At 62.1% G+C, this 14,001-nt stretch carries 11 protein-coding genes; 10 read left to right on the top strand and 1 reads right to left on the bottom strand.

Annotation, left to right across the window (positions count from 1 at the left end; all coding sequences use genetic code 11):
• Positions 1-286: 286 nt before the first annotated feature.
• The 5 genes from QRN61_RS03225 (at position 287) to pgaD (ending at position 8,420) form a co-directional block, all read left to right on the top strand.
• Complete coding sequence (locus QRN61_RS03225; RefSeq protein WP_282412401.1) at positions 287-1,792, top strand: YdgA family protein; 1,506 nt, start codon at positions 287-289, stop codon at positions 1,790-1,792.
• Between the two features lie 247 nt (positions 1,793-2,039).
• A complete protein-coding gene (gene pgaA / locus QRN61_RS03220; protein WP_285373202.1) occupies positions 2,040-4,523 on the top strand; it encodes a poly-beta-1,6 N-acetyl-D-glucosamine export porin PgaA in 2,484 nt (827 codons plus the stop codon).
• A 12-nt stretch (positions 4,524-4,535) separates the two neighbouring features.
• Positions 4,536-6,533, top strand: coding sequence for a poly-beta-1,6-N-acetyl-D-glucosamine N-deacetylase PgaB (pgaB, locus tag QRN61_RS03215; RefSeq protein ID WP_285373201.1), 1,998 nt, complete (start codon positions 4,536-4,538; stop codon positions 6,531-6,533).
• Position 6,534: 1 nt separating this feature from the next.
• Positions 6,535-7,890: a poly-beta-1,6-N-acetyl-D-glucosamine synthase gene (gene pgaC, locus QRN61_RS03210; RefSeq protein WP_007961454.1), complete on the top strand. Its 1,356-nt coding sequence runs from the start codon at positions 6,535-6,537 to the stop codon at positions 7,888-7,890.
• On the top strand, positions 7,887-8,420 hold the full coding sequence (pgaD, locus tag QRN61_RS03205; RefSeq protein WP_027611135.1) for a poly-beta-1,6-N-acetyl-D-glucosamine biosynthesis protein PgaD: 534 nt from the start codon (positions 7,887-7,889) through the stop codon (positions 8,418-8,420). The genes pgaC and pgaD overlap by 4 nt, the downstream gene beginning before the upstream one ends.
• Before the next feature lie 20 nt (positions 8,421-8,440).
• Here pgaD and QRN61_RS03200 read toward each other — a convergent pair whose 3' ends face one another.
• A complete protein-coding gene (locus QRN61_RS03200) occupies positions 8,441-9,964 on the bottom strand; it encodes an FAD-dependent oxidoreductase (RefSeq protein ID WP_285373200.1) in 1,524 nt (507 codons plus the stop codon).
• Positions 9,965-10,103: 139 nt separating this feature from the next.
• Here QRN61_RS03200 and QRN61_RS03195 point away from each other — a divergent pair, with 139 nt between their 5' ends.
• The 5 genes from QRN61_RS03195 (at position 10,104) to QRN61_RS03175 (ending at position 13,941) form a co-directional block, all read left to right on the top strand.
• Positions 10,104-10,664 (top strand): YbhB/YbcL family Raf kinase inhibitor-like protein, encoded by a 561-nt coding sequence (locus QRN61_RS03195; protein WP_285373199.1) that lies wholly within the window; start codon positions 10,104-10,106, stop codon positions 10,662-10,664.
• A gap of 88 nt (positions 10,665-10,752) precedes the next feature.
• Complete coding sequence (locus QRN61_RS03190; protein ID WP_285373198.1) at positions 10,753-12,438, top strand: vWA domain-containing protein; 1,686 nt, start codon at positions 10,753-10,755, stop codon at positions 12,436-12,438.
• A 29-nt stretch (positions 12,439-12,467) separates the two neighbouring features.
• Positions 12,468-13,049, top strand: coding sequence for an RNA polymerase sigma factor (locus QRN61_RS03185; RefSeq protein ID WP_285373226.1), 582 nt, complete (start codon positions 12,468-12,470; stop codon positions 13,047-13,049).
• Positions 13,046-13,645 carry a hypothetical protein gene (locus QRN61_RS03180; protein WP_285373197.1) on the top strand — a complete coding sequence of 200 codons (600 nt, stop codon included), beginning with the start codon at positions 13,046-13,048 and terminating at the stop codon, positions 13,643-13,645. Before QRN61_RS03185 ends, QRN61_RS03180 begins: the two co-directional genes overlap by 4 nt.
• 56 nt (positions 13,646-13,701) lie before the next feature.
• A complete protein-coding gene (locus tag QRN61_RS03175) occupies positions 13,702-13,941 on the top strand; it encodes a hypothetical protein (protein WP_285373196.1) in 240 nt (79 codons plus the stop codon).
• Positions 13,942-14,001: the final 60 nt, after the last annotated feature.

Here is a 14,001-nt window from a genome sequence, read left to right as displayed (position 1 = left end):
GGGAATCCAGTGGCCCTATCGCGAGCAGGCTCACTCCTACAGGGGAACGCATTTCAATTGTAGGAGTGAGCCTGCTCGCGATAGCGTCCTCAAAAACACTGCAACTCTCCCCGCCTGTCAGCTGTCCACACTCCCCATAGACACTCTTTAACCTTTAAACATTGGGCCGCCTCGCGCTGCCAGTGCTAATCTCCACCGCTAATTTCAGCGGAGTCGAGCCGCGACCCGGTCACGGGTTCAGGGAAGACGACCACATTTTCAGCCACGGACATTGATCAGGTCATTCATGAATAAATCAGCAGGCGTGCTTCTCGGGATTGTTGTTGCCATCGGTGCGATCAGCGCCGGCGGGGCCTGGTACACCGGGACCAAGATTGAAGGCGTACTGAACAACGCCGTCAGCAACGCCAACAAAGAGCTGCAGACCGCGATGGCCGGCTCCAATGGCACCGCGTCGCTGGAGTTGGTGTCGCTGGAGCGGCACACCTTTACCAGCACCGCGCACTACCGTCTCAAGGGCGAGGGCGAGATGTTCGGCGACCAGCCGGTCGAGCTGCTGTTCGTCGACCACATCGAGCACGGCCCACTGCCGTTCTCGCGCCTGGTATCGCTGAAGTGGCTGCCGGTCATGGCCACCAGCAATTACGAGCTGGAAAAGAGCCCGGCCACCGAAAAATGGTTTGCCGCCACCAAGGGCGCCGCGCCGCTCAAGGGCGTGACCAACATCGGCTACGACGAATCCACCACCAGCAGCCTCGAGTTGCTGCCGCTGGAAACCGCGCTGGACGAGCAGTCGAGCCTGAAATTCTCCGGCCTGACCATGAACATCTCCGCCAGTGCCCAGGCGCAGAAGGTCAAGGCTGACGGCTACATGGACAACCTGAAACTGGTCACCGTGTCGCAGGATCAGGCACCGGTGCAGGTCGAACTCAACGGTCTGACCCTGGCCAGCAACCTTACCAAGAGCAGCTACGGCTACTACACCGGGGAAAACACCCTGGAGCTGACCAGCAGCAAAACCACCTTCGGTGCCAAGCAGTCGGTACTCGGCGTGAAGAACTTCGAAATGAAGAACCTCACTGAAGAGAGCGGCAGCAATGCCTCGGGCCGCGCTGACTACAAGGTGGGTGAAGTCACCCTCAACGACAAGAAAATCGGTTCGGCCAACATGGCCATGAGCCTGAAGAACCTCGACATCCCGTCGACCATGTCGCTGATGCAGATCTACCAGACCAAATTGCAGCCGTACGAGAAGGAAGCGGCGGCCGCTGCCGAAGCCGGCCTGCCGGCACCGGAACTGAACCTGACCGAAGCCGAGTCGGCACAGGTCAAGGCTGACCTGCAGAAACTGCTGGCCGCCAGTCCACAGATCGCGCTGGAAAACCTGTCGCTGAAAACCGCCAACGGTGAAAGCCGCGCCAGCCTGGTGATTGATCTGACCAAGCCACAGTCGATGGATCTGCCGCCGGATCAACTGGGTAAACAGTTGGTCGCGCTGCTGGACCTGAACATTCAGGTGTCCAAGCCGATGCTGATCGATCTGCTTAGCGTGCAAGCGCAGCTCGACGGTCAGACTGACGCCAAAGCCATCGTCGACCAGGCCAGCGCCGGTGCCGACATGTTCTCCGGCATGGCCGTCGGTTCGCAGTTGGCGACCGTCGATGGCACCAACGTCGTGACCAAGCTGCATTACGCCGCCAATCAGGTGGAGTTCAACGGCCAGAAAATGACCGTCGAGCAGTTCGTCGGCTTCCTGATGAGCAAGTTCGCTGGCGTCACGCAAGTGCAGTAATCCTGCGTTCTAAATAACAACGCCCGGCCTCTGATCCACAGACGCCGGGCGTTTTGCTGTCTGGTGTGCGGGTTTTTGTCTGAGCCGGCACCGCGATTCTGAACAATTATTGCGTTCTGGATATTCGACTACGCTTGCATGCAAGACTGCCTGACTAAGCTTGGCTGGGTCTCTTTTGACTCGGTCTCCGTTACGAATGGGCAAGGGGGGCATTGCGACCCGGCTGGCCATGTAAGGATGCTGACGAATGCCGCGTATTGATGTTCCTGTTTTACATCGTGGTTTACGCCCGTTGTTTCGCGTTGCGCTGTGCAGCCAGTTGCTCTGGCCGGCACTGGCGTTTGCCGATACGCCCTATGATCAGATGGTGCGTGATGCCCGTGCCGGGCAGACCACGCCTGCGCTGAACGTGCTGCGCCAGGTGCCACCGGGGCAATCGACCACCGGCCAGATCAGCGATCACCTGCAAATCGCCAGTTGGGCCGGCCTCGATGCCGAGGTGGTGCAGGTCTATGAGACCCAGGGCCGTGACCGGGTGCTGCCGGTGCAGGCACTGACCGCCACCGCACGCGCCTATCGCAACCTCAAGCGTTGGGAGCAGGCGACCCAGGTTTACAACAAGGCGCTGGCGCTGGAGCCGGACAACGCTGACCTGCAACTGGGGCTGGCGCTGACTCAGGCTGACTCGGGTAAACCCGACGAAGCCGTGACCCGCGCCAAGGCTCTGGTTGCCGCCAAACCCGACGATCCCTCACGCCGTCTCGCACTGGGCTATGCCCTGACCCGCGCCGGCAAGCAGTACGACGCACTGTTTGAATACGATCAGGCGTTCATGCGTGCCGGCAGCAAGCCGGAAGTCGCCCGTGAATACGTGGTCGCCCTGCAAAAGGCGCGGCTGCCGGAACCGGCGCTGCGCCTGGCCAATCAACGTCCGGGGCTGATCGACCCGGTCACCCTGCGCCGCCTCGAAGGTGATCTGGCTGCCGAACGCGTGCGTCTGGCCGAACTCGCCACCCGCAGCGAAAAAGAACGCTATGTGATCGCCGACCGCGCCTTGGCCGATTACGACAAATTGCTCGCCACCTGGACCCCGGACGCCAGCGCCCACGATGACGTGATTCGCTGGCGCATCGACCGCATGGGCGCACTCAAGGCGCGGGCGCGCACCGCAGACGTGATCAATGAATATCAGAAGCTGCAAAGCGAAGGCGTGAAGATTCCGACCTACGCCTTGCGCTGGGTGGCGGCGTCGTATCTGGATCAGCGCCAGCCGGAAGTCTCCACTGACCTGTATCGCCAGGTGCTGTCGGCGCCGGACGCCGATGTCGGTGATCGCCTCGAAGACACCACCGCGTTGTACTACTCGCTGCTGGAAAGTGATCGCGCCGAAGAGGCCCGCAAGGTCGCTGACGATCTGGCCAAGTCGCAGAAACCGCGAGTCGAACTCAAGGGCCTGCCGATCGGCAACCCCAACGATGAATGGATGGACGCGCAGCAACTGGCGGCGCAGGCCGGTACCTACGGTTCCGATCTGCCGCACGGCGAGGAACGCCTGCAGACACTGGTCGATCAGGCCCCGGGCAACCTCGGATTGCGTCTGGCCCAGGCCGATCTGTACCTGGCCCGACAGTGGCCACGCCGCGCCGAAAACCAGCTCAAGGAAACCGAAAGCATGGCCCCCCGCGACATGGGCCTGGAGCTGGCTCAGGCGCGTACCGCGATGACCCTGCAGGAATGGCGGCAAATGGATGCGCTGACCGATGACGTGGTCGAGCGTTTCCCCGACAACCGTCAGGTGCAGCGCGCGGCCCGCGAGCGCGAAGTGCACGACATGTCCGAACTGCGCGTCGAAGCCTACGGCGGCAAGGCCAACGGAGGCGGCGGCAGCGGTGGTGCGGGCGCGGTCAGTGGCAGCCGCGATTTCGGCATCCAGAGCACCCTGTACAGCCCGCCGATTGATGAAGACTGGCGGGTGTTCGTCGGCGCCGGTTATGCCACCGGCGATTTCGCCGAAGGCACCGGCACCGACCGCTTCCAGCGCGTTGGCCTGGAACGGCGCACCCGTGACATGAGCCTGGAAGCCGAAGTTTCCAATCACGATTACGGTTACGGCGCCAAACAGGGCGCACGCATCGCGATTGCCCGCGACATCAACGACCACTGGCAGTACGGCGGCAGCTTCGCCTACCTGTCGGCCGAGACGCCGTTGCGTGCGCTCAACAGCGACATCAAGGCCAACGGCGGCAACGCGTTCATCCGCTGGCGCGCCAACGAGAGCCGCGAGTGGCGCCTGTCGGTCAGCCCGTCGCACTTCAGTGATGGCAACAACCGCGTCGAGGCCTTGCTCACCGGGCGCGAGGGCGTCTACAGCGCGCCGAACGTACAGGTCGATGCCGGTCTGGAGGTCGGCACCAGCCACAACTCCAATTCCGAGGATGTGCCGTACTTCAACCCGAAGTCGGACTTCAGCGTCATGCCGACGGTCAACGTCAACCATGTGCTTTACCACCGCTACGAAACCTCCTGGAGCCAGCAATTCCAGGCCGGTGCGGGTACCTACAGCCAGCGTGACCACAGCACCGGCGGCATGGCGATGCTCGGCTACGGCCAGCGTTATGCCTGGAACGACGTGTTCGAGGTGGGCGGCTTGTTCAGTGTGATCAACCGGCCCTACGACGGTGATCGGGAGACCGATCTGCGTCTGCTTGTCGACCTCACTTTCCGCTTCTAGAAGAGTTTGAAGATGCCTTTGATGACGCGTTTCATCCTTCTGCTGGGAGTGCTGCTGATCAGCGCCTGCGCCCAGCAAGCCCCGGCTTTCGCGCCGCCGTCGCAACGTCCGCTGGCGGCCAGTGAAAAACCCTGGCCGAAAAACCACGTGCTGGGCATCGCCTATCACGACGTCGAAGATCGCGACCCCGATCAGGCCGTGGTGGCGGTGCGCACCGAGCGCATGATCGAGCAGCTCGCGTGGCTGCGCGAGAACGGCTACCAACCGGTCACCGTCGACCAGATCATGGCGGCGCGCAAGGGCGGCCCGGAACTGCCGGCCAAAGCGATCCTGCTCAGCTTCGACGACGGTTATTCGAGCTTCTATACCCGCGTGTTGCCGGTGCTGCGTGCCTACAACTGGCACGCCTTGCTGGCACCGGTCGGCACCTGGATCGACACCCCGCTCAATCAACCGGTGGATTTTGCCGGCGCACCCCGCGCACGCTCCGACTTCCTGACCTGGGATCAGGTGCGGGAAATCTCGCAGTCGGGTCTGGTGGAAATCGCCGCACACACTGACGCCAGCCACAAAGGCATCCTCGCCAACCCGCAAGGCAACATGCAGCCGGCGGCGGCCACCCGCCGTTACGATCCAGTCACCAAACGCTACGAATCCGAGGCCGATTTCCAGGCACGAATCCGCAATGACGTCGCGACCATTTCGGAGAAGATCCGCAAGGTCACCGGCAAGAAACCGCGAGTCTGGGTCTGGCCGTACGGCACGGCGGACGGTACTTCGCTGACCGTGGTCGGCGAGCAGGGCTACGAAATGGCCCTGACCCTGGACGACGGTCTCGACGCTCTCGACAACCTGATGAGCAGCCCGCGTTTCCTGGTGGCCTCCGATCCTGACGGCGAGCATTTCGCCAACAGCATTGTTGGCGTGCAGTCGGATTTCGCCATGCGTGTGGTGCACGTCGATCTCGACAACGTTTATGACCCGGATCCGGCGCAGCAGGAAATCAACCTTGGCAAGCTGATCCAGCGCATGGCCGACATGGGCGCCAACACCGTGTTCCTGCAGGCCTTCGCCGATCCGAAGGGCGACGGGCTGGTGCACTCGCTGTACTTCCCTAACCGTCATCTGCCGGTGCGCGCCGACATTTTCGATCGCGTTGCCTGGCAACTGCGCACTCGGGCGCACGTGAAAGTGTTCGCGTGGATGCCGGTGCTGAGTTTCGGCCTCGATTCGAAGCTGCCGCGTGTTACGCGCTGGGATCCGAAGACCGGCAGCACCTCGGTCGATCCGGGCCAGTATCAACGCCTGTCGCCATTCGATCCGCAAGTACGGCGGATCATCGGTGAAATCTACGAAGACGTGGCGCGTCTGACCTCGGTCGACGGCATCCTTTATCACGACGACGCGGTGCTCTCGGACTTCGAAGACGCCAGTCCGGAGGCCTTGAAAGCCTATACGGCGCACGGTTTGCCGGGTTCGATCGCCGCCCTGCGCGATGATCCGGCGGCGATGCAGCGCTGGACGCGCTTCAAGAGTAAATACCTGATCGATTTCACCAACGAACTGACTGCCAAGGTGCGTGCGATCCGTGGCCCGCAGGTTCTGACCGCACGCAACCTCTTCGCCGAACCGGTGCTCAATCCTGAGAGCGAAGCCTGGTTTGCGCAGAACCTCGACGACTTCCTCGTGACCTACGACTGGACGGCGCCGATGGCCATGCCGCTGATGGAAAAACAGACCCAGGCGCAATCCGGCCCGTGGCTTGAAGAACTGGTGGCGAAGATCAAACAGCGCCCCGGTGCACTGGATCGCACAGTCTTCGAACTGCAGGCCCGCGACTGGACGAAAAAGGATCAGGCCGACATCGACGGCACCCAATTGGCCGACTGGATGGGCCGGCTCAAGCGTCAGGGTGCGACCAGTTTCGGTTACTACCCGGACAACTTCCTCGACAACCTGCCGGACCTGAAAACCGTAAGGCCTGCGCTCTCCAACAAATGGAACCCATGACATGCTGGATAGACTGTTAGCCCTGCTTGTTCTGGCGCTCGTCCTCGGCGTGCCGCTGGGGTTGATCTTCCTGGTCACCGGGCAATTCCTGATGGACTTCGTGTTCTTCTACCCGTTGTTCATGTCCGGCCTGTGGATTGCCGGCGGCCTGTATTTCTGGCTGCACTGGGAACGCCACTGGCCATGGAAGGACGACACTTTGCCGCCGCCACTGGAAGGCGAGCCGCTGATCTCGATCCTGATCCCTTGCTACAACGAAGGCGAAAACGCTGCCGACACCATTCACGCGGCGCTGGCCCAGCACTACCCGAACATCGAAGTCATCGCGATCAACGACGGCTCCAAGGACAACACCGCCGAAGTGCTCGACCGGCTCGCCCAGGAAGACCCACGCCTGCGGGTGCTGCATCTGGCAGAAAACCAGGGCAAGGCTGTGGCCCTGCGCATGGGTGCGATTGCTGCGCGCAGCGAATATCTGGTGTGCATCGACGGTGACGCGCTGCTGGCGCCGAACACGGCGGCCTATCTGGTGGCGCCGATGCTCGACAACGCGCGGCTTGGCGCAGTGACCGGCAACCCACGGATTCGCACACGTTCGACCCTGGTCGGGCGGGTACAGGTCGGTGAGTTCTCGTCGATCATCGGTCTGATCAAGCGTACGCAACGGGTGTTCGGGCGGATCTTCACCGTGTCCGGGGTGATCGTCGCGTTTCGTCGTACCGCGTTGAACCGGGTCGGCTACTGGAGCCCGGACATGATCACCGAAGACATCGACATCAGCTGGAAGCTGCAACTCGATCACTGGAGCATCTTCTACGAGCCGCGCGCGCTGTGCTGGATCCTCATGCCGGAAACCCTGCGCGGTCTGTGGAAGCAGCGCCTGCGCTGGGCCCAGGGCGGTGCCGAGGTGCTGTTCAAGAACATTCGCGGGATCTGGCAGTACCGTCATCGTTATTTGTGGCCACTGCTGTTCGAGTACTGCCTGTCGACCGGGTGGGCCTTCACCTTCCTGCTATCGGTGATCTTTTGGGGCGTGGGCAAGTTCGTGGTCATGCCGGAATCGATTGCCGTGCATCACCTGATGCCCCCGGCGTTCACCGGCCTGTTGCTGGCGTTCGTCTGCCTGGTGCAATTCGCGGTCAGCATCATTATCGACCGGCGCTACGAGCCGGGTCTGGGCCGAACCATGTTCTGGGTGGTCTGGTATCCGATCGCGTTCTGGCTGGTCAGCCTGCTCACCACCTTGGTCAGTTTCCCCAAAGTGCTGTTTGGTCAACACCAGAAGCGTGCACGCTGGGTCAGCCCTGACCGGGGTATCAAACCGGTCGGCGACGACGAAGAGGAGGTCATCAAATGAAAATCATCCGGACCCGCCAGCGGCCCTTCCTGGTGGTGGTCGATGTGGTCCTCACCGTGCTGGCCTGGGTCGGCCTGCTGTTTCTGCTGATTCGCGGACTGTGGCCGTTGATCGAGACCCACGCCGGTGGGCCGCGCATCGATAATTCGGCATTCGAGGCTCTGGGTACGTTGCAGATCTACCTGTGGGTGGCGCTGGTCAACGCAGTGATCCTGATTGGTTGGGCGCGTTATCAGCAGCGCAAAAGCAGAAGCTTCGCCCAGCGTCGCCTGCCGGCACCGGTGGTCGATGATGAAGGGCTGAGCAAGAGTTTCCGCCTGTGCGATGACCGCCTGGAGAAGCTGCGTACCCCAGGAGTGATGACCATCCACAACGACCAGGAAGGTGATATCAGCCATGTGGTGCTGAACTTTCGTCCACTGGCACCGACGGAATTGCCGCCACCGCTGGCGCCGCTGGAACATCCCCGGGTGATCTTTCTGCACGCCGAGGATGACGCAAACCGTGATCCGATAAATCGGCCCACCTGAGTTTCCACATCGTCGAGCGTTCAGCTGCGAATCAGCCGCCAAGCCTCCTCCATGGTGAGCGGCTGCTTTATCCGTTCGGCCAGCATCGCCATGGCCCGCTCCTCCTCGCAAGCCACAGCGGCAACCACCACGCCGTTGTGGCCGAACAAGCCAATAAAGGGCGGATGCTCGGGCTCGCCCTTGAACTCGATTTCATCCCACTGGCTGGCGTGGCCCAGGTAGTCGTAGTTCCTGCCGAAGTGCCAGGTCCAGAAAAACGGCACATCCAGATAATGCTCATCGGCGCCCAACATGTTGGCGGCAGCGATGCGTGCGTGCTGCTGGGCCAGGCGCCAATGTTCGATGCGTTGCGGCTGGCCGCTCAGGGTGAACGTGGCGATATCGCCAATCGCCCATAGACCTTCGCAGACCCGCAGACCAGCATCGACGCGCAGTGACTGGTCTTTCTCCCTTGGCAGCGAAGCGAACGCTTCTGTGGCCGGATGCACACCAACCCCCGCCAGCACCAGATCCGCCGAAACGCGCAAACCGTTATCCAGCAGCACCGCCTCGACTTTGCCATCACCGGTGATTTCCCGGGCTTCGTGATCGGTGATGAATTTCACCCCGTGTTGTTCATGCAGCGCACGGATCGCCTTGCCCACCGCTTCGCCGAACTGCGCGGTAAACGGGATGGCGTGGCGGGCGATGACCGTGACATCGAGGCCGAACTGACGCAGGGCCGAGGCGCATTCGAGGGCGATAAAGCTGTCGCCGATGATCAGCGCCCGCTGCTCGGGTTTGGCGGTGCGCATGATCTGTTCGGCCTGGGCTTTCGAGCGCAGGACGAACACCTGCGGCAGGTCGGCGCCGGGCAGTTGCAGCGGATTGGGCTCGCCGCCGGTGGCGAGCACCGCGGCGTCGTAACCAAGGGTCTGGCCATCCTTCAAATGCAGGGTTTTCGTTGTTGCGTCGAGGGCCGAAATTTCGCCTTGCCGGCGTTCGATGCGCTGCTCCTTATAAAAGCTTTCATCGCGCAGCGGCGGGGTTTCCTGCGCCGACATCTCGCCGGCGAGGACGAATTTGCTCAGCACCGTGCGGTCGTAACCGGCGTCCGCTTCGCGGTCGATCATGACGATCCGGCCGCCGAAACCTTTCTCCCGCAGAGCCGCCGCACATGCCGTGCCCGCTGCACCTGCGCCGACAATCACAAAGGTGCGCGGATCGTCGGCCGGAGGCGTGTGCGCATCCGGCAGCGGTTGATCATCGACCCAGACTTCCTCGCCGCGCAGTTCCAGCGGATAACGCTTGAGACTGTCGAGGGCCGGCGGTTCGCACAACGCGCCATCCTCGGTGCGAAACGCGGCTTTGTGCCAAGGGCAGATCAGGCGTCCGTTGCACAGCGCGCCGTCAGCCAGTGGCGCCCCGGCATGTGGGCATTCGCCTTGAAATGCGCGCAGTTGGCCATTGGCGTGGAGCAGGACAATCTTGCGTTCGCCGATTTCGACTTGCAGGCCACGGTCTTCGGGGACATCGGCGACACGGGCTACACGGTGCAGGCTCATGTTCGTGCTCCTGACAGGCATTTCTCTTACGAGTTTGCGCCGCCGTGCGAGGTTCAGCCAATTGCCACTGCCAAGGTACGAACGGTACAGCTATAGTTTGCAGGCCGACGAAGGCCCAACTGCACAAGGTACTCCCGGAATGACCCGATTGACCTCTCTCAACCCTTGGCTGGCGGCCGTCGCCGTCGCCCTTTGCGTGCAGTTTCCGGCGCAGGCGGCCGAGCGCTTTACCCTCGACATCCCCGGTGTCTCGGACAACCGTCTGTTCACCTCGGCCGCCGCGAGCGATGCGACCGGTTGCGGTGGCAAGAACCAGTCCCCGGCACTGGCCTGGAACGCCGGGCCTGCCGGCACTCTGAGCTACGCGATCGTCATGCACGACCCGGACGGTCAGAAAGGTGCTGGCGTCGATCACTGGATTCACTACGGCATCAAGGCCACCACCCGGCAGATCCCGGCCGGCGTCGGCGCCAAATCCGCTCTCGAAGGCATGGGCGGTACCAACAGTAAAGGCACCACCCATTACATCGGGCCGTGCCCACCGGTTGGCGACAGCGCCCACCACTACATCATTCAGATTTATGCCCTGGATCTGGCCCCGGACGCCTTGCCCGCCGGCCTGACCCGCGCCGAGCTGATGGACAAAATCAAAGGACACGTACTGCGTAACAGCAGCGTGGTGCGGCGTTATCACCGCTGAAAATATTTTCAGCGGCGCTTAACCCGATCTGAAGGGGCTGCCCGTCTCAGTGGATGAATGGATCACTTTCATCCCGAGGTCAGCCCCCATGTCCCGCTCCCTGCCTTTTCTGCGACCCGTTGCCGTCGGTGTGTTGTTGACCGTCGCCGGTTGCGGCGTGTCTTCCAATCCCGAATCGGCTGCCGTTCCGGCGCCGGCCCAGCCACAGGCGTCGCTTCAGCATGAGGCGCTCGTTACCGACAGTGCGCTGGCCAAGCGCAGTGCGCGTCCGGCGCCGATTGCCAGTTTCGCGGCGATGCCCGCCCAGGAAAGTTATCCACAAGGCTATCGCGACGAGCAGCGCGAGCAGTATCAGGCGCTGGCCGACAACCCGATCCACAACGTGGCCGAGGCCCCGGTCTCGACCTTCAGCGTTGATGTTGATACGGGTGCCTACGCCAACGTCCGGCGCTTGCTCAATCAGGGACGTTTGCCGCCGGAGGGCGCGGTGCGACTGGAAGAGATGGTCAATTACTTTCCCTATGACTACGCGCTGCCCAGCGATGGTTCGCCCTTCGGCGTAACCACCGAACTGGCCGCCACCCCGTGGAATCCGCACACCCGCCTGCTGCGCATCGGCATCAAGGCCTCCGACCGGGCTGTAGCGGAACTGGCCCCGGCGAACCTGGTGTTTCTGGTGGATGTGTCCGGCTCGATGGATCGCCGCGAAGGGCTGCCACTGGTCAAAAGCACGCTGAAGTTGCTGGTCGATCAGTTGCGCGAGCAGGATCGGGTGTCGCTGGTGGTGTATGCCGGCGAATCCCGTGTGGTGCTGGAGCCAACGTCCGGACGCGAGAAAGCCAAAATTCGCACAGCCATCGAGCAATTGACCGCAAGCGGTTCAACCGCTGGTGCGTCGGGCATCGAACTGGCCTATCAAATGGCCCAGCAGGCGTTCATCCCCAAAGGCATCAACCGCATCCTGTTGGCCACCGACGGTGACTTCAACGTCGGCGTGAGCGACTTCGACAGCCTCAAACAAATGGCTGTGGATAAACGCAAAACCGGGATTTCCCTGACCACCCTGGGTTTCGGTGTGGATAACTACAATGAACACTTGATGGAGCAGCTGGCCGACGCCGGTGACGGCAACTACGCCTACATCGACAACCTGCGCGAGGCGCGCAAAGTGCTGGTGGATCAACTCGGTTCGACCCTGGCGGTGGTGGCGAAAAACGTCAAATTGCAGGTGGAGTTCAACCCGGCGCAGGTCAGTGAATATCGCCTGCTTGGCTACGAAAACCGCACCTTGAAGCGTGAGGATTTCAGCAATGACAAAGTCGATGCCGGTGAAGTCGGCGCAGGACACACGGTGACCGCGCTGTATGAAATTGTTCCGATAGGTGAGAAGGGCTGGCTGGAACCGCTGCGCTACGGTAAATCGGAGAAGGTGGTTGCTGCGAAGGATGGAGAATTGGCGATGCTGCGTGTGCGTTATCAACAGCCCGAAGGTGGGAAAAGTCTGCTGATCGAGCGGCCGATTGCCAATCAGCTCGCACCGGCCAGTGAGGACCTGCGTTTCGCGGCGGCGGTGGCGGCGTTTTCCCAGCAGCTCAAGGACGCCCGCTACACCGGCGACTTCAGGCTCAAGGACACCGAAACCCTGGCCCGTGGCGCTAGGGGCGAGGACCGCTTCGGCTTGCGCAACGAGTTCGTGCAACTGGTGGAACTGGCGCAAAGCCTGCGCGCCTCAACCGCATCGAATGCGATGCCCACTGAGCGACGGATTGAATAGTGAGTCGTCTGAAAGGCTTCATCAGTCAGCTGTTTGCTTCACCAGACAGCCCGGCCGCCGGCAGCGATGAAACCCTGCTGGCGCGTTATCGCGAGGGCGACGGCGCGGCGTTCGAGATTCTGTACGCGCGCCATCGTCAGGGTTTGTATCGGTTTCTGCTTGGATTGAGCGGCAAACCGGAACTGGCTGACGAAGTGTTTCAGGACACCTGGCTGAGCCTGATCCGCAGCACCAGTCAGCCACAGGGCCGGGCGACGTTTCGTACATGGCTGTTCCAGATTGCGCGCAATCGGCTGATCGATCACTGGCGCAAACACGGCGCACATCAGCCGCTGCACGACAGCTACGACGAACAGCTGCATGCGATTGGCGACGAGACCAATGATCCCGAACAATTACTGAACCTCAGCCGCGACAGCCAGCGCCTGAAAAGCGCTCTGCAAACCTTGCCTGCCGACCAGCGTGAAGTGTTCCTGCTGCGTGCCCACGGCGACCTCGACCTGGCACAAATCGCCAGCCTCACCGAAACACCGCTGGAAACCGTCAAGAGCCGCTTGCGCTACGCCCAGCAAAAACTGCGTCGGCTGCTGGCCGAGGAGGTACTGACATGACTGACGCCCGCCAGACACCCGAAGAATCTGTGATCAAACATGTACGCGAACAGCACAATGTTGAACCGCCGGCGCACCTTGATGCGTTCATCCTCAATGCTGCTCACCGCGAAACACCCGTGCCCAAGCCAGGCCTGTGGCAACGCTGGCTGCGGGCCTGTCAGAAACCGCGTTGGCAGGTCGCATTCGCCAGCGTGGTCGGTGTGGCACTGATGCTGTCGCTGGTGCCACACACGCCGGAACCACAACCGCAATTCGACTTCGCCCCGGCGGCCAAACCGGCTGCACCACTGGCGCGTAAACAAGCCCCCGAGGCGCAATCACTGCCCGCTCCACCCGCTGCGGCCATGTCCGCGCCGGCGCCGATGATGGAAATGGCCGCGCCGATGCAAAGCGACGCGATCAGCGCCGACCAAGCCAAACTCAACAAACGCGCCGCCGCCCCAGCCAACGGCCTAGATACGCAGCTGCGCGAAGTCCTGCGCCTGCGCGACTCCGGTCAGTCGCAAGCCGCTGACGCGCTATACAACAACCTGCACAAACGCTACCCCGGCGTGGACCTCGACCGGCGACTCGAAAAAATCCGCCAGAACTGACCGCTTGTTCACCCAGCCATTTGGCATTGCCCGGCAAAAACGCGCACTATCGGGCCATGGCTGAAGCGCTGGAGAACAAAGTGGCAGCAAAAATCGACCGCATCGCCCAACTCCTCAACTGCCCGCAGAAGGGCGAGGAGATGCGGCGCGCGATTACTGAGGCGCGCAAGGAGTTTCTGCTGAACCAGTCGGAAGAAGACGTCGTGGAAGAAGATGAGGTTTTCGAGGAGGTTGGGGAAGAAGAGGAAGACGACGATTACGACGATTACGACGAGTTTGACTGGACGACGGAGTGACGGATAACCATGGAGCTCCACCACCCTCAAACTACCGAGCGCTGGGGGGGGGCGGACAGT

Source organism: Pseudomonas sp. lyk4-TYG-107 (genome assembly GCF_030209055.1).
GTDB lineage: Bacteria > Pseudomonadota > Gammaproteobacteria > Pseudomonadales > Pseudomonadaceae > Aquipseudomonas > Aquipseudomonas putida_A.
Note: the sequence above shows the minus strand (reverse complement) of the source record. Positions and strands in the feature narration are given on the sequence as shown.